Origin of the sequence: Alloalcanivorax sp. (assembly GCF_964221125.1) — a bacterium.
Taxonomy (GTDB): domain Bacteria; phylum Pseudomonadota; class Gammaproteobacteria; order Pseudomonadales; family Alcanivoracaceae; genus Alloalcanivorax; species Alloalcanivorax venustensis.
In genome coordinates, this window is record NZ_CAXPXK010000008.1 from 1 (window position 1) to 19,456 (window position 19,456).

Genomic DNA, 19,456 nt, shown 5'->3' on the forward strand with positions numbered 1-19,456 from the left:
TCTTACAAGCATTAACAGTAAGTTACTGTTTTAAGGGCCCCGGCTGCCCTATTCTCAAATGCAAAAAATGGCTTGGCATCAAGCTTTCGGCTGACTCACTGGTCTGGGGAAACATGATTCTGCTGTACTTTCTAATCGCTCTGGGGGTGGTCTTCCTGATCGCGGAAGGGGTGCAACGCTACCTGGCTCGCCGCCGGGACTGAGCCCTTCTTCACGGTTAAACACTGTTAAAGCTGTGAACCGGTTCACGCAGCGCGGTCTATACTGATACTTCTTAATTGATGTCAGGGAGACCAAATATGAAAAAGGCCCTTTCCGTTCTTACGCTTGGCGCGCTGTTCGCACTGGCCGGCTGCCAGACCGCCCCCGAGCCGCAACCGGATCCCAAAGCCAGCAAAACGGTGTACCAGGGCGTGCTGCCCTGCGCGGACTGCTCCGGGATCCAGACCACCCTGACGCTGTACCGGGATGAGGCGGACCAACCGTCACGCTTTGAACTGCGCCAGAAGTTTCTGGACGGCGCCAAGGCCGGCGGCAGTGACGTGGACCGCGGCAACTGGATCGCCGAGCGGCAATCCGTGGACGGCAAGTCCTACCCGCTGTTCATCCTCAATCCCACTGATCCGTCCGAGCAGTTCCGTTTTCTGCAGAAAGCCACCAATGCGGTGGAAATGCTGAACGCCGACGGCGAGCCGATCGAGTCCGACTTCAACTACACGCTGATCCAGCGCTAAGGACTCTGGAATCCTGCGGGGCAACCTTTGCCGGCCGGCAAAGCCGGCCTTTCGCTTGCAAGGCAAGCTCCCACAAGCGCGGGTCCCACCGGACCCGCCGCCTGAAATGTAAATAGGAATGACTTGCATTCAGCCCGCGAGATGCTAGACTCCGGCTCTCTGGCGATATCGCCCTTTTTCTGCCCTTTTTCCGTGATGGCGGTATGCGCCCGCCAACAGGAGTCCGGACATGATGTCTTCCTTGCAGCTTCAACTCCCCGAGTGGTTCGTCGCCGGCGGCGTCGCCATGTGGCTTTTGGCGGTGCTGTCGGTGGTGGCCCTCGCCACGCTGCTCACCAAGATGCTCCAGTTCGCCCGCCTGCGGCCGGTGGCCAGCAAACAGGCCGACGCCCTGCTGGAAAGCCTGGAGCGCGGCGATACGCCGGTGGTCGGCGACGCCGGGCGTTCGCCGGTGGATCAGGTGGTGTTGAGCGCCTGGCACAACCGGGCCATGGACGCGGACAGCTGGGAAGAGGACAGCCTGCGGCGCGGCCGCGAGGCGCTGGAAGACATGCGCGGCGGCCTGCGCACCCTGGAAGTGATCAGTGCGCTTTCGCCGCTGATCGGTCTGCTGGGCACCGTGTTCGGCATGATCGGCGCCTTCCAGGCCCTGGAAGCCGCCGGTTCCCAGGTGGACCCGTCGATTCTGTCCGGCGGTATCTGGGAAGCGCTGCTCACCACCGCCGCCGGTCTTACCGTGGCGATCCCCGCTTTGGCGGCCTTCCATTGGGCCGACCGCACCATTGAGCTGTGCCGTGAAAAAATGCAGGACCGCCTGGCCCGCCTGAAGGTCCAGGTGCGCCGGCAAGGCGCCGGACAAACCCGGGACAGCGAAGCACCGGCCCGCGATCAGGCCCCGCGCCGGGTCGCCGTCGGCGGCTGATCCATGCACCTGGAACCGGAACGCCATCGCTCCCCGACCATCAGCCTGACACCACTGATTGATGTGGTGTTCATTCTGTTGATCTTCTTCATGCTCGCCAGCCGCTTTGGCGACTGGAAGGATCTGCCGGTCAATGTGCTGCCCAGCGAGGCCAGCGAGCAGCGCCAGGATCAGGACTGGCTGACGCTGACCGTCACCGCCGACGGCCAGGTGGAGATGGAGGGCGAACGCTACGCGGTGTCGGACCTGGCGGAGCGCCTGCAAGGGCGGGACGCCACCGTGCTGATCACCGGCGAAGCGGACGCGCCGCTGCAAGCCGCCCTGGCCACCCTGGACGCGGCCCGCGCCGCCGGTATCGAGGACGTGCAGCTGGAGCTGATGCCATGAACCTGGAGTCTCCGGACAGCGGCCGCCGGCCGCCCCTGGAGCCGGTGCTGCCGCTGATCAATGTGGTCTTTCTGCTGTTGATCTTCTTTATGGTGGCGGGCCAGCTGGCGCCGCGACCGGAAGGGGACGTTGAAGCACCGGACAGCGCCAGCGCCGACACCGAGGAAAACCTGGAGCAGTTCATGCTGGTGCTGGACAAGGAAGGCCGGCTGCTGCACCAGGGCGAGCCGGTGGACCCCGCACGCATGGCGGATTTGATCCGCGAGCACCGCCGCGCCGCCGCGGCGACCGAGGCCAACGCCGACACCACCGCGGTGGACGCCGCACCGCCCACCGATACCGACGGGCCCCAGCCGGTGCGCCTGATGGCCGACGCCGACACCGCGCTCAGCACGCTGCGTAACAGCCTGGAAACCCTGCGCGACGCCGGCGTGGAAGAAGTACGCCTGGTAACCCGGAGTAAGAACACACCGTGATGCCCAAACCCCGCGTGATTCTCGCCTGGAGTCTGGCCCTCGCCGCCCATGCCGTGTTGCTGGTGGGCGTGGGCAGCATGACCCTGGCCGGTGGCCGCCCCGCCAAGGAGGGCCAACAGCAGGCGGTGACCCTGAACCTGGCGAAAAAGCCCAGCGACAGCCCGGTGGCCACGGCCCCCGAGCCGGCCCCGGAACCCAAGCCCGAGCCGAAGCCGGAACCCAAGCCCAAGCCGGAACCGAAACCCGAACCCAAGCCAAAACCGAAGCCGAAGCCTGAACCCAAACCGGAGCCCAAGCCGGAACCTGAGCCTGAGCCTGAGCCCGAACCAGAGCCGGAGCCGGAGCCGGAAACCGAACCGGCGGCGCCCGCGCAGCAGCAGGACACCGAAACCCGCACCGCCGACCAGGCCCAGCAGCAACCCCAGGGCCAGAAAGGCATGGCCGGTGACCCCGGCGAGGGCGTGCGTAAAAGCGGCGACCACGACAACCTGCTGGATCGCTATCTGGGCAAGGTCCGCGACACCATCGAATACAACAAGGAATACCCGGCCCGGGCGCGGATGCGCCGCCAGCAGGGCGTGGTGGAAGTAAGCTTCCTGGTGGACAGCAACGGTCGTGCCCTGGCGGTCACGCTGACCAGCAGTTCGAACAGCCGTATTCTGGATCAGCAATCCCTGGAACTGGTGCGCCGGCTGCGTTTCCCGGAACCGCCCACGGAGCTGGGTTCCGAGCCGATCAGGGTGAACCTGCCGTTGCGTTACTCTCTGTGAGCCGCCGGGGTCACTCGCCCCAGCGCTTGACCAGGGTCTGCTCGACGCCGAGCTGGTCGAGAATCCGCGCCACCACGAAGTCGATCAGATCGTCGACGCTTTGCGGGCGGTGATAGAACCCAGGCGCCGCCGGCAGGATGGTGACGCCCAGACGGGCCAGCTTGAGCATGTTTTCCAGATGAATCGCCGAGAACGGGCTCTCCCGGGGCACCAGAATCAGCTGGCGGCGCTCCTTGAGGGCCACGTCCGCGGCACGCTCGATCAGATTGTCACTGGCGCCACTGGCGATCGCCGACAGGGTGCCGGTGGAACAGGGGCACACCACCATCGACGCCGGCGCGCCGGAGCCCGAGGCCACCGGCGCGGTCCACTGCTCCAGGCCGCACACGGTGAGCGCGCCCTGGTCAGTGCCGGCGTACTCGCGCAACACGGTTTCCGCCTTGCCGGTGCCGGCGGGCAGGCTGAGATCGGTCTCCATGCCGATCACCACCCGCGCCGCCTTGGACAGGATCACGAACACCTCGCAGTCCGCTCTCAGCAGACACTGCAGTAACCGCAACCCGTAAGGGGCGCCGGAGGCGCCGGTAAACGCCAGGGTGACACGCTGGCGTGTGCTATCCGTCATGGGTTTCACTCCCTTGAGGCAAACGCTGTCGCAGCGCCGCCAGCAGTTTTTCGTGCACGCCGCCGAAGCCGCCGTTGCTCATCACCACCACGCTAAGAGGCCCGGGCTGGGCCGCCACCGACGCCACCAGGGCGTCCAGGTCGGTTTCCACCCGCGCCGGCACCGGCGACTCGGCGACCACCGCGTCCAGGGACCATTCCAGCCCCGGCGGCTGATACCAGATCACCTGATCCGCGTCCCGGGCGCTTGCCGCCAGGGCCTCCCGGTGGCGGCCCAGGCGCATGGTGTTGGAACGGGGCTCGATCACCGCCAGCACCTGCTCGTCGCCCACCCGACGGCGCAGGCCGTCCAGGGTGGTGGCGATGGCCGTGGGGTGGTGGGCGAAGTCGTCGTAGACGCGCACGCCGTCCACCTCGCCGCGCAGCTCCATGCGGCGCTTCACGCCCTGGAAGCGGCCCAGGGCGGCGGCACCGTCTTCCAGGGTGACGCCCACATGGCGCGCCGCCAACAGCGCCGCCATGGCGTTGTTGACGTTGTGGCGGCCGGTGAGCGACCAGTCCACCACGGCGATGTCTGTCCCCTTTTCCATCACCGTGAAGCGGGAGCCGTCCGGACGTTCCAGCCGGTAGCCCGGGTCGGCCTGCTCGCCGAACCGCTCCACCTCGCTCCAGCAGCCCCGCGCCAGGGTTTCCTCCAGAGCGGCTTCGCCGTGGGGCAGAATCACCCGGCCCAGGGACGGCACGGTGCGCAGCAGATGGTGAAACTGGGTCTGGATGGCGGCCAGGTCCGGAAAGATATCCGCGTGGTCGAACTCGAGATTGTTGAGCACCACGGTGCGCGGCCGGTAGTGCACGAACTTGCTGCGCTTGTCGAAAAAGGCGGTGTCGTACTCGTCCGCTTCGACCACGAAAAACGGCGTGCCGCCGAGCCGCGCGGAGACGCCGAAGTTACCGGGCACGCCGCCGATCAGATAGCCGGGATCGAGGCCCGCGTCTTCCAGAATCCAGGCCAGCATGGAGGCGGTGGTGGTCTTGCCGTGGGTGCCCGCCACCGCCAGCACCCAGCGGCCGGGCAGCACCACCTCGGCGAGCAGCTGGGCGCCGGAGGTATAGGGCATGCCCTGGTCCAGCACATGCTCCACCGCCGGGTTGCCCCGGCTCAGGGCGTTGCCGATCACCACCAGGTCCGGGGCCGGCTCCAGCTGAGCGGGGTCATAGCCCTGGATCAGCTCGATGCCGGCGGCGCTGAGCTGATCGCTCATCGGCGGGTAGACGTTCTGGTCGGAACCGGTGACCCGGTGCCCCTGGGCCCGGACCAGCTGCGCCAGCGACCCCATGAAGGTGCCGCAGACGCCGAGAATATGGATGTGCATGGAAGACCTCGAAGAAACTCTGAACGCAGGATACAACATCGGCCTCAGGCCACAAGCCGGCCGGCCGCCGGCGCCGCTGTTTTTGAGCTTGAAGCCTGCCGCGTGAAGCCTGAAGCTATCTCTTTTTTTGAATCGTTCGAGGAGAGACCAATGCTGACAATCAACGGCCCGGAAGAGCTGAAAAGCTGGGAAGGCAAGGAACTGGGCGTCACCGAATGGATGACGGTGAGCCAGGAGCGCATCAACCAGTTCGCCGACGCCACCGGCGACCACCAGTGGATTCACGTGGACGTGGAACGCGCCAAGAAGGAATCGCCCATGGGCGGCCCCATCGCCCACGGCTACCTGACCCTGTCACTGATCCCCATGTTCAAGGACGAGATCTACACCGTGGAAGGCGCCAAGGCGGGCCTTAACTACGGCCTCAACAGCTGCCGCTTTCTGACCCCGGTCCCCGCCGGCGGCCGCGTGCGCGGACGCTTCGTGATGAAATCCGTGGCCGCCAAGGGCGAAGGCCGCTACCTGCTCTGCAACGAAGTCACCATCGAACTGGAAGGCAGCGACAAACCCGCCTGCGTCGCCGAAAGCCTCGGGATGGTGCTTTTTTAGTTAATGGTTAACAGTGAATAGTTAACAGCGACGCGGGCCGGCTATGCGCAGGTCCGAGAGCAAAGAGGCCGCGCCCAGGGTTTGGGCGCGGCCTCTTGCGTTTCGGGCTCCACGGGCGTTGCCCGCGTCGCTATTAACTATTCACTGTTAACTGTTAACTGAATCAGTGGCTAATCATCCAGGGCCGCGCCGACGGAAACATCTTATTGCCTTCGGCGGTGTAGAAGACCTTGGGTTTGTGGCGTTCGTGGTGGCAGCAGCCCTGCTCCTTTTCCGAGTGCTGGTTGCCGCGCCGGGGTTCGTGGCGGGCCCGTTCGTTGCGCTCGAAGGCCGAGCGCCGTTCCGGGGCCATGTCCAGTACCTCCGGGGCGACCAGGATCACCCGCGCGGACAGCACGCCGCAGGTGGGGCAGGGGCAGGCTTCCCCGGACGCCTGCACCGGCACCAGCTCGTGGAACAGGCCGTGCTCGGTGCATTTATAGTCGTACAACGGCATCGTGGCGCCCTCCCCTATTTATCCTTGGCCAGCGGCACGTCGGTGCTGCCGGCGACGCTGTGTTGCGGGCCGTCGACACCGGGCTTGAGATCGAAGTCGAAGATGTCGGTGGGCAGCCATAATGTGGCGCAGGCGTTGGGCACGTCCACCACCCCGCTGATGTGGCCCTGCACCGGCGCGCAGCCGAGCAGCGAGTAGGCCTGGGCGCCGGTATAGCCGAACTTCTTCAGGTATTCGATGGCGTTCAGGCAGGCCTGGCGGTAGGCGATGTGCACGTCCAGGTAGTGCTGCTTGCCCTGTTCGTCCACGGAGATGCCTTCGAAGATCAGGTAGTCGTCGTACTTGGGCGCGATCTTGCTGGGTTTGAAGATCGGGTTCTTGATCGCGTACTTCTCCATGCCGCCTTTGATCAGGTTGACGCGCATGTGAATCCAGCCGGCCATTTCGATGGCGCCGCAGAAGGTGATCTCGCCGTCGCCCTGGCTGAAGTGCAGGTCGCCCACGGACAGGCCGGCGTCTTTCACATACACCGGGAAGTAAATTTGCGAACCGCGTGACAGGTCCTTGATGTCGCAGTTACCGCCGTGCTCGCGGGGCGGCACGGTGCGCGCGCCCTCGGCGGCGGCCGCCGCTTTCTCGCTGCCCTTGAGTTTGCCCATATGGGCGGTGTCGGCGAACGGCAGATTGACCAAACCGGGCACGCGATCCGGCTCGGTGTCGTAGAGTTCTTTTTCGCGGCTGTTCCACTCGTTGAGCATGTCCTTGGACGGCAGGCAACCGATCAGCCCCGGGTGAATCAGGCCGGCGAACTCCACGCCGGGAATATGCCGCGACTTGGTGAACATGCCGTTGAAGTCCCAGATGGTTTTCTGCGCTTCCGGGAAATGCTCGGTGAGAAAGCCGCCGCCGTTCTGCTTCGAGAAGAAGCCGTTGAAGCCCCACTGGCTTTCCTCGAAGGTGCCGATGTCGAGGATATCGACCACCAGCAGGTCGCCGGGCTCGGCGCCTTCCACGCCCACCGGGCCGGACAGGAAATGCACCTGGGTGAGGTCCACGTCGCGCACGTCCTCGGCGTTGTCGTCGTTATGGATCTGGCCGCCGGTCCAGTCGTGGCATTCAACGATGAAGTCGTCGCCGGGCTTCACCATCGCCGCCATGGGAATGTCGGGATGCCAGCGGTTGTGCACCATATCGTTGTCGTAGGGCGAAGTGTCGAGATCGATTTTAATGATGGTCTCAGCCATGGTGTCGGTTCCTCCAGTTTTTCGGGCAAGCGTGATTCCGTGGGTTTCAATATCGGTGATCGGCGCACCGCTCACCATTCGCGAAAAGGCCCCGGCGACTACGTCAGATGACGTATTGCCCGGCTCAGCGGTTCACCGGCACCACGCTCAGCCGGTCGCCGTCGAGCAGCGCCAGAAAGGTGTCGTCGGCGGGGCGTTCCAGCAGGGCCCGGGCGAGCGCCGGTTCCAGCTCGGCGCGCAGGCGGCGGGCCAGGTCCCGGGCGCCGAAGCGGTCGTCGTGGGCGCGGCAGAGAAACTGGCGCGCGCCGTTGTCCAGCTCCAGGCGGGCGCGGCGCCGCGCCAGACGCTGGTTGAGTTTGCCCAGCTCGATGTCCAGCAGGGTGTCCAGCCAGGCGGCATCAAGCCGCTGAAACGGCAGCACCCGGTCGATGCGGTTGATGAATTCCGGGTCGAAGCGGCGATGCAGGGCGCGCTCCAGAACCCGGCCCTCATGGCGTGGCGACAGCCCCAGCCAGTGCCGCCAGCCGTGCCGGAAACGGGCGCGGTAATCGCCGGCCTCGCGGGCGCCCACATTGCTGGTCATGAAAATCAGGGTGTTGCGGAAATCGATGCTGCGGGTGCCGCCGGACAGCAGCAGCCGGCCGCTTTCCAGCACATTGAGCAGCGAACGGATCACTTCGGTGCTGGCTTTTTCCAGCTCGTCGAACAGCACGATGCCGGGCTTGCTGAAACTGCCCTGGATCAGATCCACATCAAACAGGGTGTGGCCTTCCTTGCTGCCCACATAGCCCGGCGGCGCGCCGGTGAGCGCGGCGGCGTAGTGCTCCTGGGCCAGGGTATTCATGTCGATACGGCAGAAGCCGTCCGCGCGGCCGTGGATCGCTTCGCTGATCAGCCGCACGGTTTCGGTTTTACCCACCCCGGTGGGGCCCATGAACAGATTCACCGCCAGCGGCCGGTGCGGGTCGCCGATGTCCGCCTTGACCACGCGCAACATGTCTTCCATGGCGTCGAGCACCGGCGCCTGACCGACAATGCGGGCACGCAGGCGCGCCATCACCGCTTCCGGCTCGAACACAAAGCGCGGTGCCCGCTCCGGACGGCTGGCCCGTTCTTCCCGGGCCAGCCGTTCCTGATTCTCCTGCAGGCGGTCATTGATAAAGGGCATGGCGGCCTCAGGCATTTTTCTCTTTACCGTCCACCGGCAGGTCCTTCACCGGACAGTCCGCCACGCCCACCGTGGAGCGGGTCATGGCTTCCACGTTTTCCTGGGCTTTCTGCGCGTCCATGACCCAGGTGCGGTAGAACTCGAACGGGCAGTCCGCGATGCCCTTGTCGCCGTCGCCGGAATCGTGGATGCCGGTGTAGCCCCGGTGCAGCAGCTTGAACAGATGGTTCTGGGACTGGTCGTTGGCGCGCGCGTCGCGGATCTGGCTGATCGAGAGCTGGGCGTACTGAATGCCCATTTCCTCTTCGCCGCACTCGCCGAGCGTGCGGCCGTCGAAGCCGATAATCGCCGAATGGCCGAAGTAGGAGTAGACGCCGTCAAAGCCGGCGGCGTTGGCCACCGCCACATAGCAGTTGTTGGCCCAGGCCATGCTTTTGGACATCATCACCTGCTGCTCCTTGGCCGGGTACATATAGCCCTGGCAGCGCACGATCAGCTCGGCGCCCTTCATGGCGCAGTCGCGCCAGATCTCCGGGTAGTTGCCGTCATCGCAGATGATCAGGCTGAGCTTCATGCCCTTGGGGCCTTCGGTGACATAGGTGGTGTCGCCGGGGTACCAGCCTTCAATCGGGCACCAGGGAATGCACTTGCGGTACTTCTGCACCACTTCGCCCTGGTCGTTGATCAGAATCAGAGTGTTGTAGGGGGATTTGTGCGGGTGTTCCTCGTGGCGTTCGCCGGTGAGGGAGAATACGCCCCAGGTTTTCGCTTCCCGGCAGGCGGCGGAGAAAATGGCGGTCTCGTCACCGGGCACGGAGGCGGCGGTGTCCATCATTTCATCCGGGTCGTACATGATGCCCATGGTGCTGTACTCCGGGAACACCACCAGGTCCATGCCCGGCAGGCCCACCTTCATGCCCTTGATCATCTCGGCGATGGCGCGGGCGTTATCGAGCACCTCGGCGCGGCTGTGCAGGCGCGGCATCTTATAGTTGACCACCGCCACCCCGACGGTATCGCTGCTGCTGGAAATATCACCGTGTCGCATAACTTGGCTCCTCGCTTTCGTTGAGCGGATTCAGACCGCCAGATAGCTGGCGATCTTGTTCTGGTCGGCGTCCTCTTTGTCTTCCTGGTGAACGATGTCGCCTTTCTCGATCACCAGAATCCGGTCGGCGATCTCCATCACGAAGCTGAGCACCTGCTCGGACACCACGATGGACAGGCCGCGCTCGTCGCGGATACGTTTCAGGGTGCGCGCCATCTCCTGGATGATGGAGGGCTGGATACCTTCGGTGGGCTCGTCCAGCAGCAGCACCTTGGGGCGCGTTGCCAGTGCCCGTGCGATCGCCAGTTGCTGCTGCTGACCGCCGGACAGGTTGCCGCCGCGCCGGTGCTGCATTTCTTCCAGCACCGGAAACAGCTCAGAGAGGTCGCGCGGCACTTTCTTCTCGCCCACCGCCGCCAGGCCGGTCTCGATGTTTTCGCGCACCGTGAGGGCGGGGAAAATCATTCGCCCCTGGGGCACGAAACCGAGCCCGGCGCGCACCCGCTGAAAGCTTTTCATGGCGCTGAGGTCGGTGTGGTTCAGGGACAGGCTGCCGGCACGGCTGGGGGTCATGCCGATCAGGGATTTCATCAGCGTGGTCTTGCCCATGCCGTTGCGCCCCACCACCGCGACGATCTCGTTGTCGTTCACGTCCAGATTCAGGTCGCGGATGATGGTGCTCTGGCCGTAGGCCACGGAGTGATTCGATACTTTCAGCATGATCAGTGCCCCAGGTAGACTTCGATGACTTTCGGGTCCTGCTTGACGTGTTCGATGGACCCTTCGGAGAGCACCTTGCCCTGGTGCATGACGGTGACCCGGTCGGCGATGTCGCCGACGAACTGCATGTCGTGCTCGATCACCAGCACCGTATGATCGCGGGTGATCACACGCAGCAGCTCGGCGGTCTTCTTGCGTTCCGCCACCGACATGCCCGCTACCGGCTCATCGAGCATCAGCAGGTCCGGCTTCTGAATCAGCAACATGCCGATTTCCAGCCACTGCTTCTGGCCGTGGCTGAGCAGCCCGGCGGGCTCGTTGAGCTGGTCGCTCAGGAAGATGGTTTCAGCGATGCTTTCCACCGCTTCGACCACCGCCGCGTCCCGTTTGAACGCCAGCGCCCCCATCACCGTGTGGCCCTGCGGGTAGGAGACCTCCAGGTTCTCGAACACGGTCAGGTCCTCGAACACCGAAGGGTTCTGGAACTTGCGGCCCACCCCGGCGTGCACGATCTGGTGCTCCTTCATCTTGGTGAGCTCCTTGCCGCCGAAGCGTATCGAGCCCTCGGTGGCGCGGGTTTTACCGCAGATCAGATCCAGCACCGTGGTTTTGCCGGCGCCGTTGGGGCCGATGATCACGCGGATCTCCTTGGGGTCGAGATAGAAGGACAGGTCGTCCACCGCCTTGAAGCCGTCGAACGACACCGTCAGACCTTCCACGGCGAGCAGGAAGTTTTCCTTTTGTGCATTCATCAGGGTTTCTCCGCGCTGAGTTGATCGGACACCACCGGCGGCGCCTGCGGTGCGGGCTTGTCCTTGTCCAGGTACTTGCCGATCACCGGCAGGCGTTTTTCCAGCGGCATGATGTAGCGCTCATAGAGCCCGGCCAGACCGTTGGGGAAGGCCAGCACCACACCGATAAACAGCGCCCCCATGGCGTAGGGCCAGAGTTCCGGGAAGGATTCGGAGAAGCCGCTCTTGGCCGCGTTCACCAGCAAGGCGCCGTAGACACCGCCAAGCAGGGAGTAACGGCCGCCCAGCGCGCAGAACACCACCATCTCGATGGACGGCACGATGCCCACGAACGACGGCGACATGAAGCCCACCTGCAGGGTGAACAGCGCCCCGCCGATGCCCGCCAGGCCCGCCGCCAGGCAGAACACGAACACCTTGAACGAGGCCACGTCGTAACCGGAGAAGCGCACCCGGTTTTCCTGGTCGCGCATCGCCACCAGAATCCGCCCCAGCTTGGCGTTCTGCACATGGCGCGCGACCAGCAGGCTGAGGAACAACAGCCCGACGCAGACGAAGTAGAGCGTGGTCTTGGCCATGTCGGTGCGGATATTCCAGCCCATCAGGGTTTGCAGGTCGGTGATGCCGTTGACGCCGCCGGTGAGCCCCTGCTGGCCGATGATAAGAATGGTCAGAATGGCGGCGATGGCCTGGGTGATAATGGCGAAGTAAACGCCGCCCACGCGCCGCTTGAACATGGCCACGCCGATGATGAAGGCGAGTAAGACCGGTACCGCGATCACCGCGATCAGGGTGAACGAGAAGCTGTGGAACGGCTGCCAGAACCCCGGAAGCTCAGTGATCTGGTTCCAGTCCATGAAATCCGGAATGCCCGGCGTGGACTGGTTCTTGGTGGCCTCCGGCGTGGACGCCTCCAGTTTCAGAAACATGGCCATGCAGTAGCCACCCAGGCCGAAGAACACGCCCTGGCCGAGGCTGAGAATGCCGGCCTTGCCCCAGCACATCACCAGGCCGATGGCGGCGAAGGCGTAGGTGAGATACTTGCCCACCATGTTGAGGCGGAAGGGATCGAGCAGCAGCGGCAGCACCACCACCAGCAGCAAGGCCAGCAGCAGGTAGTAGATGCCTTCCCGGGAGGTCAGCCATTGAAGGGGAGAGTTGGTTTTCATCACGGACTCCTAGCGACGGACCTTCAAGGCCATCAGGCCTTCCGGACGCAACATGAGAATGCCCACCACCACCAGCAGGGTGAGGACCTTGGCCATGGAACCGCTCAGGAAGAACTCCATGGTGGATTGGGCCTGGGAGATACCGAAGGCGGAAATAATGGTGCCGACCAGGCTTTGCGCGCCGCCGAACACCACCACCAGGAAGGTATCGACGATGTACGCCTGGCCGGACGACGGGCCGGTGGAGCCGATCATGGTGAAGGCGCTGCCGGCGACCCCGGCGATGCCGCACCCCAGCGCGAAGGTGGCGCGGTCGACGCCGGCGGTGTTGATGCCCACCGCTTCCGCCATCGGCCGGTTCTGCACCACCGCGCGCACTTTCTTGCCCCAGCCGGAGCGGTACATAAGCAGATACACCGCCAGCGCAATGGACAGGGCGATCACCATCACGAACAGGCCATTGATCGGCAGTTGCACGAAATCCGTGACGTTAAACGCGCCCATCATCCAGTCCGGCAGGTCCACGCCCACTTCCCGGGCGCCGAAGATCGACCGGTAGGCCTGCTGAAGAATCAGGCTCAGCCCCCAGGTGGCCAGCAGCGTATCCAGAGGCCGCCGGTACAGATGCCGGACCATGGCCCATTCGACAAAGGCGCCGAGTGCACCGGAGACCAGGAATGCCAGCACCATGGCGAAGAAGAACGAAGCGGCGAACAGCTCCGGCATCAGGTTCTGGAAAAACTGCGAAGTCAGGTAGGTGGTATAGGCCCCCAGGATCATGAACTCCCCGTGGGCCATGTTGATCACGCCCATCTGGCCGAAAATAATCGCCAGGCCCATTGCCATGAGAACGAACACGGAAAACAGGGACAAACCGGCGAACCCCTGCATGGCAAAGATGGACATCAATTCCGTTGAGGAATAATCAGCAAACATGGCAATGCTCCCCTGCGGTTAAAAAATCCCGACGCCCACCGGGGGCGCCGGGTACGGACGGTTACTTGTAACCTTCAGGGAAGGGATCCGGCTCCATCAGGTCCTTGGTTTCATGGACCACCTTGTACTGGCCGTTGGTCTGCGCCACGCCGATGCGGGTCTTCGACCACAGGTGATGGTTCTCATGGATGCGCACATAGCCTTCCGGCGCTTTCTTGAACTCAATGCCGGGAGAGGCTTCACGAATCTTGTCCACGTCGAAGGAACCGGCTTTCTCCACCGCCGCCTTCCACAGCCACGGGCCCAAATAGGCGGCCTGGGTCACGTCGCCGATCACCATGTCGTCGCCCCAGCGCTCCTTGAACGCGGCCACGAACTCCTTGTTATTGGGGTTGTCCAGGCTCTGGAAGTACTTCATGGAGGCGTACACGCCTTCCACGTTCTCGCCGCCGATACCGCGGATTTCATCCTCGGTGACGGAGATGGTCAGCAGCAGCGGATCCTCTTCGGTGAGATCGACACCGGCGGCTTTCATCTGCTTGTAGAAGGCCACGTTGGAGCCGCCCACCACGGAGGCGAAGATCACATCCGGTTTACGCAACTTGATCTTGTTTATCACAGAGTTGAACTGGGTGTGGCCGAGCGGGTAGTACTCCTCGCCCACCACCTTCAGACCTTTCTTCTCGATGTGAATACGCGCGATCTTGTTGGAAGTACGCGGCCAGATGTAGTCGGAGCCGAGCAGGTAGAAGGTCTTGGCGCCCTTCTCCTTCACCGCCCAGTCGATGCCGGCGAGAATCTGCTGGGTGGCTTCCTGGCCGGTGTAGATCACGTTGGGGGATTGCTCCAGACCTTCATAGAAGGTCGGGTAATAGAGCATGCCGTTGAACTGCTCGATCACCGGCAGCACCGCCTTGCGTGAGGCGGAGGTCCAGCAGCCGAAGATCGCCGCCACGTCGTCCTGGCGCAGCAGCTTGCGCGCTTTCTCGGCGAAGGTGGGCCAGTCGCTGGCGCCGTCTTCCTGAACGTATTCGATCTGCCGGCCGAGCACGCCGCCCTGGGCGTTGATCTGCTCGATGGCCAGTTTCTCCGCCTGCACCGAGCCGATCTCACTGATCGCCATGGTGCCGGTAATGGAATGCAGGATGCCCACTTTGACGGTGTCTTCGGTGACCGCCAGGCCGGAGGTGTTGACCTCGGACGTGGGCGGCGCGGCGAACGACGGCGTGCTTAACGCCAGTACCGCCGGCAACGCCAGCAGCCCGGCCAGCAGACGGCGGCGCGGACGCGACGGCAAGGAATGCTTCGGTGTCTTCATGGTTAACCCCTCGTTAGCGAAATGCATGGATCCCCGGGAGCCCGATGGCTCCGTCGACCCTCGCTAACGAGTATGTGAAGGCGGCCGGTGCGCTCCCATTCGGCGAATACGCCATGCCCCTACGTCATTTGACGCATTCCGCGCCGCCGGCGCCGGCCCTAGGCTGCGCCCTTGGGGTATCCACGCTTCGGGGGTACGGCACGAATCGTGCTTTCTTCTTGGCCCGGCTTTCGGGTATTGCGGACGATCAGGCATGGCCATCGAACAACGCATCTTCCGGGTGCGGCGCAACTACAATAAGTGGGTCGCCAACCAGACCCTGGAAGACTTCGCCCTGCGCTTCACCGGCAAGGCGGCGCGCCGCTGGTCAGCAGGACGGGTGGCGAACACCGCGCTCGGGGCCATTTCCTTTCTGGCGCTGGAAGCCATCGGCGGCGCCATTACGCTGAACTACGGTTTCACCAACGCGGTGGCGGCGATCGCCGTGGTCAGCGCGGTGATTTTCCTGCTCGGCCTGCCGGTGAGTTACTACGCGGCCCGCTACGGCGTCGACATCGATCTGCTCACCCGCGGCGCCGGCTTCGGTTATCTGGGCTCCACCCTCACCTCGCTGATCTACGCCTCCTTCACCTTTATTTTTTTCGCCCTGGAAGCGGCGATCATGGCCATGGCCCTGGAGGTGCTGTTCGGCCTGCCGCTGACGCTGGGCTATGTGGTCAGTTCTCTGGTGGCGATACCGCTGGTGACCCACGGCATCACCTACATCAGCCGCTTCCAGCTGTGGACCCAGCCGGTCTGGGTGGTGCTGCAGCTGGCGCCGTTCGTGTTCATCCTGTTTCAAGACCCGGAGTCACTGAGCCGCTGGCAGGGCTTCGACGGCGCCATGGGCGGTGACGGCGCCTTCAATCTGGTGCTGTTCGGCGCCGCCGCCACGGTGATGTTTTCCCTGGTGGCGCAGATCGGCGAGCAGGTGGACTTCCTGCGCTTCATGCCGGAGCCGGGGCCGGAGCGCAAACAGCGCCGGCGCTGGTGGCTGGCGATGCTGGCCGGCGGCCCGGGCTGGATCATCGTCGGCGGGCTCAAGGCGCTGGCCGGTTCCTTCCTGGCGGTGCTGGCGTTCTCCCACGGGCTGCCGCACAGCCAGGCCCAGGAACCCATGCACATGTATCTGGTGGCGTTCAGCCATATCACCGCGCACCCGGCCACGCTCATGGCGCTGGCGGGTATTTTCGTGGTGCTGTCGCAGCTGAAGATCAACGTGACCAACGCCTACGCCGGCTCCATCGCCTGGTGCAACTTCTTTTCCCGCCTCACCCACAGCCACCCGGGCCGGGTGGTGTGGCTGGTGTTCAACGTGATGATCGCGCTGGTGTTGATGGAGATAGGCATCTACCGGGCGTTCGAATCCATCCTCGGCAGCTACGCCATGGTGGCGGTGGCGTGGATCGGCGCCCTGGTCGCCGACCTGGTGATCAACAAGCCGCTGGGGCTGAGCCCCAAGGGCATCGAATTCAAACGGGCCTATCTGTACGACATCAACCCGGTGGGCTTCGGCGCCATGGTGATGGCGACCCTGGTGGGGCTGGTGGCGCGCAGCGGGTTCTGGGGCGGCGACGCCGAGGCGCTGGCCTCCTTCCTGGCGCTGCTCACCGCGTTCGTGGCGTCGCCGCTGATCGCGCTGCTCACCGACGGCCGCTACTACATCGCCCGCACCCCGGAGCCGGCCACCGCCACCCGCGGCCGCCCGTGCTGCATCTGCGAGCATCGCTTCGACGATGAGGACATGGCGTTCTGCCCGGCCTACAACGGCCCGATCTGTTCTTTGTGCTGCTCCCTGGACGCGCGCTGCAACGACGCCTGCAAGCACCACGCCCGCTTTCAGGAACAGCTGATGGACTGGCTCGGCGGCATTCTGCCCCGCCCCATCCTGGTTCAGTTGCGCTCGCGCCTGGGGCATTTCGTCGGGCTGCTGACCCTGGTCACGCTGGTGATGGCCGGCCTGCTGACGCTGGTCTACACCCAGGTGGCGATCACCGATCCGCAGGTGCGCGACCTGATGGCCACCACCCTGGCCAAGGTGTTCGCGATCCTGATCATTATCAGCGGCGTGGTGGCCTGGCTGTTCGTGCTGGCCCACGAAAGCCGCGTGGTCGCCCAGGAAGAATCCCACCGCCAGACCCGCATGCTGATGGCGGAAATCAAAGCCCACGAAAAGACCGACCGCAAACTGCAGAAAGCCAAGGAACTGGCGGAGGCCGCCAACCAGGCCAAGAGCCGCTACCTCACCGGGCTCAGCCATGAGCTGCGCTCGCCGCTCAACGCCGCCTTCGGCTACGCCCAGCTGCTTGAGAACGACCCTTCGATACCGGAAAACCGGCGCGGCGCGGTGGCGGCCATCCGCCGCAGCACCGGCCATCTTTCCGATCTGATCGAAGGGCTGCTGGAAATCTCCAAGATCGAAGCCGGCCGCCTGGAGCTGTACCGCAACCGGGTCAGGGTGCGTTCACTGATCGACGAGCTGGTCACCATGTTCCAGTTGCAGGCGGAAGAAAAAGGCATCGGCTTTGAGTTCCACAGCCAGGGGCGCATCCCCGAATGGGTGACCACCGATGAGAAGCGCCTGCGCCAGGTGCTCATCAACCTGTTGTCCAACGCCATCAAATTCACCAGCCAGGGCCGGGTGGTGCTGCATATCCGCTACCGCAACCAGGTCGCCGAGTTCACCATCCGCGACACCGGCGTGGGCATCGCCGAGGAAGACCAGCAGCGCATCTTCCGGCCCTTCGAGCGGGTCCGCAAACCGGGCATGCCGGCGGTGCACGGCACCGGCCTGGGGCTCACCATCACCAAGCTGTTGGTGGATATCATGGGCGGCGATCTGCAGGTCAGCAGCACGCCGGGCCAGGGCAGTGAATTCCGACTCTGGGTGATGCTGTCCAGCGTTGCCCACGCGGACGCGGACCGGGACAGCCAGCGCCCGGTGGTGGGCTACCAGGGGCCGCCCAAATCACTGTTGGTGGTGGACGACGACCCCTCCCACCGGGGCCTGGTCAGCGACCTGCTGACGCCGCTGGGGTTCCAGGTCACCGAAGCGCCGGACGGCCAGACCGGCCTGGACATGGCCCGGCAAAGCAACCCGGACCTGATCCTGCTGGACATCGCCATGCCCGGCCTGGACGGCTGGCAAACCGCCGCCGCGCTGCGCGCCAACGGCTACCGGGGCAGCCTGGTGATGCTGTCCGCCAACGCCCGCGAGAGCCAGACCGACGCCCCCGCCGGCCTGCACGATGACTACCTGATCAAACCGTTCAAACTGGGCGGCCTGCTGGACACCCTGGCGCGCCACCTGGACCTGACCTGGCGCCATCATCTGGACGGCGACCTGCGCGAGACGCGGCGCATTCCGGTGTCCCAGATCCGCCTGGACGAAGGCCTGCGCGATGAACTGCTGGCCCTGGCGGAGATCGGCCACCTGGCCGGCCTGCGCGACGCCCTGCAGCGCGCCGAGCAGGACCGGCGGTTGCCGCCTTCCCTGGTCGGCACCCTGCAAGCGCCCCTGGAACGCTTCGATTTCCAGGCCCTGATCAAATTGCTGGAGCAGACCCCATGACCCCTTCGGTCCGTAAGGACGTGATTCTGGTGGTGGACGACTCTCCGGATTCCCTGGGCATGATCCACCACGCCCTGGACCAGGCCGGGCTCACCGCCCTGGTCGCCCTGGAAGGCGAACAAGCTCTCGGGATCGCGGAAAAAATGGTGCCCGACCTGGTACTGATGGACGCCGTGATGCCCAACATGGACGGCTTCGAAACCTGCCGCCGTCTGAAACGGCACCCGGAACTGGCGGCGGTGCCGGTGATTTTCATGACCGGCCTCACCGACGCGGAGGATGTGGTGCGCGGCCTGGAAGCCGGCGGCGTGGACTACGTCACCAAGCCGGTGCGCCCGGACGAGCTGATCGCGCGGATCCGCGTGCACCTGCACAACGCGCGCATGACCCAGGGCGCCCACACCGCCCTGGACCGGCTCGGCCAGGCGTCGTTTTCCACCGACCGTCAGGGCCACTGGCGCTGGGCCACGCCGCAGGCCGAGCACCTGATCGCCGAGGCCGGCGGCCAGCGCGACGAACGCCTTGGCCAGCTGGCGGCCCATATCCGCCGCTGGCTGGAGCGCCGCCCGGAGCCCGGCGACCAGTCCGCCCTGGACAGCGACAACGGCGAGCTGCGCCTGCGCTACCTGGGCGACACCGGCTCCGGCGAGCCGCTGTTCCGGCTGCTGCAACGGGACGGCGAGGAGGAAAGCGAACTGCTGCGCCAGCAACTGCGGCTCACCCGGCGGGAATCCCAGGTGCTGCTGTGGATCGCCCAGGGCAAGACCAACCGGGAAATCGGCCAGATCCTGTCATTGAGCCCGCGCACCGTGAACAAGCATCTGGAGCAGGTGTTCCGCAAACTGGGGGTGGAAAACCGCACCGCCGCGGCGGCCATGGCGCTGCGCTGCCTGACCAGCACCTGAGGCGTTACGCGGCCTGGCCGGCCTGCAGCACCTCCGGCATCAGCGCGCCCACCAGCATGAAGGTGAGGATCAACAGGCCGAACGCCATCGCCAGGCCCAGCAACGGGCCGATGGCGAAGGCGCGGTGGAAAATAAACGCCTGCACCGCCAGCTGCCAGCTCACCAGCAGCAGATAGACGCCCTCCAGTATCGACG

Annotated in this window: 20 protein-coding genes and 1 pseudogene; 9 read left to right on the plus strand and 12 right to left on the minus strand. The window is 64.8% G+C overall.

The features are described 5' to 3' along the window. The 6 genes from ACEQZD_RS00725 to ACEQZD_RS00750 all read left to right on the plus strand — a co-directional run. Window positions 1–203, plus strand: a 203-nt coding sequence (locus ACEQZD_RS00725; protein WP_370183388.1) for a hypothetical protein, incomplete at its 5' end; no start/stop codon positions are given. 96 nt (window positions 204–299) lie between these two features. After that, window positions 300–734 (plus strand): copper resistance protein NlpE, encoded by a 435-nt coding sequence (locus tag ACEQZD_RS00730; protein WP_185956948.1) that lies wholly within the window; start codon window positions 300–302, stop codon window positions 732–734. Window positions 735–963: 229 nt separating this feature from the next. Continuing rightward, entirely contained in the window at window positions 964–1,656 is a 693-nt protein-coding gene (locus ACEQZD_RS00735) for a MotA/TolQ/ExbB proton channel family protein (RefSeq protein WP_255442589.1), read from the plus strand. A 3-nt stretch (window positions 1,657–1,659) separates the two neighbouring features. Next, window positions 1,660–2,043, plus strand: coding sequence for a biopolymer transporter ExbD (locus ACEQZD_RS00740; protein ID WP_142949582.1), 384 nt, complete (start codon window positions 1,660–1,662; stop codon window positions 2,041–2,043). Continuing rightward, on the plus strand, window positions 2,040–2,519 hold the full coding sequence (locus ACEQZD_RS00745) for an ExbD/TolR family protein (protein WP_370183391.1): 480 nt from the start codon (window positions 2,040–2,042) through the stop codon (window positions 2,517–2,519). Before ACEQZD_RS00740 ends, ACEQZD_RS00745 begins: the two co-directional genes overlap by 4 nt. Beyond that, the gene (locus ACEQZD_RS00750) at window positions 2,519–3,289 is read left to right on the plus strand and encodes an energy transducer TonB (protein WP_370183392.1); all 771 of its coding nucleotides are present in this window, start codon (window positions 2,519–2,521) and stop codon (window positions 3,287–3,289) included. Before ACEQZD_RS00745 ends, ACEQZD_RS00750 begins: the two co-directional genes overlap by 1 nt. Window positions 3,290–3,299: 10 nt before the next feature. Here ACEQZD_RS00750 and ACEQZD_RS00755 read toward each other — a convergent pair whose 3' ends face one another. Together ACEQZD_RS00755 and mpl are read right to left on the minus strand one after the other, a co-directional pair. Next, complete coding sequence (locus ACEQZD_RS00755; protein ID WP_370183395.1) at window positions 3,300–3,914, minus strand: flavin prenyltransferase UbiX; 615 nt, start codon at window positions 3,912–3,914, stop codon at window positions 3,300–3,302. Next, entirely contained in the window at window positions 3,904–5,286 is a 1,383-nt protein-coding gene (gene mpl, locus ACEQZD_RS00760) for a UDP-N-acetylmuramate:L-alanyl-gamma-D-glutamyl-meso-diaminopimelate ligase (protein WP_142949586.1), read from the minus strand. Before mpl ends, ACEQZD_RS00755 begins: the two co-directional genes overlap by 11 nt. A gap of 150 nt (window positions 5,287–5,436) precedes the next feature. On the opposite strand from mpl, the gene ACEQZD_RS00765 reads away from it, so the two are divergent. After that, window positions 5,437–5,895, plus strand: coding sequence for a MaoC family dehydratase (locus ACEQZD_RS00765; protein WP_370183397.1), 459 nt, complete (start codon window positions 5,437–5,439; stop codon window positions 5,893–5,895). Between the two features lie 163 nt (window positions 5,896–6,058). Here ACEQZD_RS00765 and ACEQZD_RS00770 read toward each other — a convergent pair whose 3' ends face one another. The 9 genes from ACEQZD_RS00770 to urtA form a co-directional block, all read right to left on the minus strand. Continuing rightward, window positions 6,059–6,391 carry a zinc ribbon domain-containing protein gene (locus ACEQZD_RS00770; protein ID WP_142949588.1) on the minus strand — a complete coding sequence of 111 codons (333 nt, stop codon included), beginning with the start codon at window positions 6,389–6,391 and terminating at the stop codon, window positions 6,059–6,061. Between the two features lie 14 nt (window positions 6,392–6,405). Beyond that, the gene (fmdA, locus tag ACEQZD_RS00775) at window positions 6,406–7,635 is read right to left on the minus strand and encodes a formamidase (protein WP_142949589.1); all 1,230 of its coding nucleotides are present in this window, start codon (window positions 7,633–7,635) and stop codon (window positions 6,406–6,408) included. A 124-nt stretch (window positions 7,636–7,759) separates the two neighbouring features. Beyond that, window positions 7,760–8,818: an AAA family ATPase gene (locus tag ACEQZD_RS00780; protein ID WP_228548023.1), complete on the minus strand. Its 1,059-nt coding sequence runs from the start codon at window positions 8,816–8,818 to the stop codon at window positions 7,760–7,762. Next, a complete protein-coding gene (locus ACEQZD_RS00785; RefSeq protein ID WP_142949590.1) occupies window positions 8,811–9,851 on the minus strand; it encodes an aliphatic amidase in 1,041 nt (346 codons plus the stop codon). The genes ACEQZD_RS00780 and ACEQZD_RS00785 overlap by 8 nt, the downstream gene beginning before the upstream one ends. Before the next feature lie 30 nt (window positions 9,852–9,881). Next, entirely contained in the window at window positions 9,882–10,571 is a 690-nt protein-coding gene (gene urtE / locus ACEQZD_RS00790) for an urea ABC transporter ATP-binding subunit UrtE (protein ID WP_370183399.1), read from the minus strand. A 2-nt stretch (window positions 10,572–10,573) separates the two neighbouring features. Continuing rightward, the gene (gene urtD, locus ACEQZD_RS00795; RefSeq protein ID WP_370183402.1) at window positions 10,574–11,323 is read right to left on the minus strand and encodes an urea ABC transporter ATP-binding protein UrtD; all 750 of its coding nucleotides are present in this window, start codon (window positions 11,321–11,323) and stop codon (window positions 10,574–10,576) included. Beyond that, a complete protein-coding gene (urtC, locus tag ACEQZD_RS00800) occupies window positions 11,323–12,492 on the minus strand; it encodes an urea ABC transporter permease subunit UrtC (RefSeq protein WP_142949593.1) in 1,170 nt (389 codons plus the stop codon). Before urtC ends, urtD begins: the two co-directional genes overlap by 1 nt. Window positions 12,493–12,501: 9 nt before the next feature. Further along, window positions 12,502–13,428, minus strand: coding sequence for an urea ABC transporter permease subunit UrtB (gene urtB, locus ACEQZD_RS00805; protein WP_142949594.1), 927 nt, complete (start codon window positions 13,426–13,428; stop codon window positions 12,502–12,504). Between the two features lie 61 nt (window positions 13,429–13,489). Continuing rightward, complete coding sequence (gene urtA, locus ACEQZD_RS00810) at window positions 13,490–14,746, minus strand: urea ABC transporter substrate-binding protein (RefSeq protein WP_142949595.1); 1,257 nt, start codon at window positions 14,744–14,746, stop codon at window positions 13,490–13,492. A 253-nt stretch (window positions 14,747–14,999) separates the two neighbouring features. On the opposite strand from urtA, the gene ACEQZD_RS00815 reads away from it, so the two are divergent. Both ACEQZD_RS00815 and ACEQZD_RS00820 read left to right on the plus strand, forming a co-directional pair. After that, window positions 15,000–18,356: an ATP-binding protein gene (locus ACEQZD_RS00815; protein ID WP_370183405.1), complete on the plus strand. Its 3,357-nt coding sequence runs from the start codon at window positions 15,000–15,002 to the stop codon at window positions 18,354–18,356. After that, window positions 18,353–19,261 carry a response regulator gene (locus tag ACEQZD_RS00820; RefSeq protein ID WP_370183407.1) on the plus strand — a complete coding sequence of 303 codons (909 nt, stop codon included), beginning with the start codon at window positions 18,353–18,355 and terminating at the stop codon, window positions 19,259–19,261. Before ACEQZD_RS00815 ends, ACEQZD_RS00820 begins: the two co-directional genes overlap by 4 nt. Window positions 19,262–19,265: 4 nt before the next feature. Here ACEQZD_RS00820 and ACEQZD_RS00825 read toward each other — a convergent pair. Next, window positions 19,266–19,456: pseudogene (locus ACEQZD_RS00825) on the minus strand (hypothetical protein); the annotation flags it as partial.